Raw genomic sequence first — 705 nt, forward strand, 5'->3', positions numbered from 1 at the left:
AAATCTTCAAATCTTCAAATTACCTTAATAAAAAAACAATATTTCAATCATCTTGGTCTTGCCACAACATGCCTGTGACACAGTTATTTTTCTTCATTACATTATTAACCTAGAAAAACCTAAAGCCTGAAAACCCTTACACACAGCCAATTTTTTAGGGCTTAGACTGAGGTCTCTCAACTTCTATAAATAGGGCAATTGTAATGAGTAACTTTAATACAAATGACATCAAAGAACATGCTTCAGTAATTGCTTCAGATGGTACTCAAGTTGGTAAAGTGGATCATTTAGAAGGTCAGGACAAGATTAAATTGACAAGAAGTGATGACGAGAATAATGAGCATCATCTGATTCCGATTAGCTGGGTAAGCGAAGTGAAAGATGACAGCGTGATCTTGAATAAAACAGCAGAAGATGTGCACAAAGAATGGACCACGGTATAAGCATGATCGTTGCCTGACTTATTCTGGTTTGGCTTAAATACTCAAACTGGATGTAAGTTTAAAATAGGCAAATCTGATCTGTTAAAGTGGTAAATGCCAGCCCGATCGGCTGGCATTTCTTTTGTGTCATCAATCTTTTTATTTTAATTTTATTTACTCATAGCGCGGATTAAGAACCTGCATAATTTTTTGAGCTAGATAATCTGTAGATGATAGAATGCCTAATGATTACTGAGAAAACTTATAAAATAGACCTATAAAA

1 protein-coding gene is annotated in these 705 nt (G+C 34.5%); it reads left to right on the forward strand.

The genetic code is table 11. The features are described from left to right. The first annotated feature begins 203 nt into the window (after positions 1-203). Complete coding sequence (locus B3143_RS07545) at positions 204-443, forward strand: DUF2171 domain-containing protein (protein WP_004781996.1); 240 nt, start codon at positions 204-206, stop codon at positions 441-443. Positions 444-705: the final 262 nt, after the last annotated feature.

The sequence above is a fragment of the Acinetobacter sp. UBA1496 genome (assembly GCF_002324975.1).
GTDB lineage: Bacteria > Pseudomonadota > Gammaproteobacteria > Pseudomonadales > Moraxellaceae > Acinetobacter > Acinetobacter variabilis.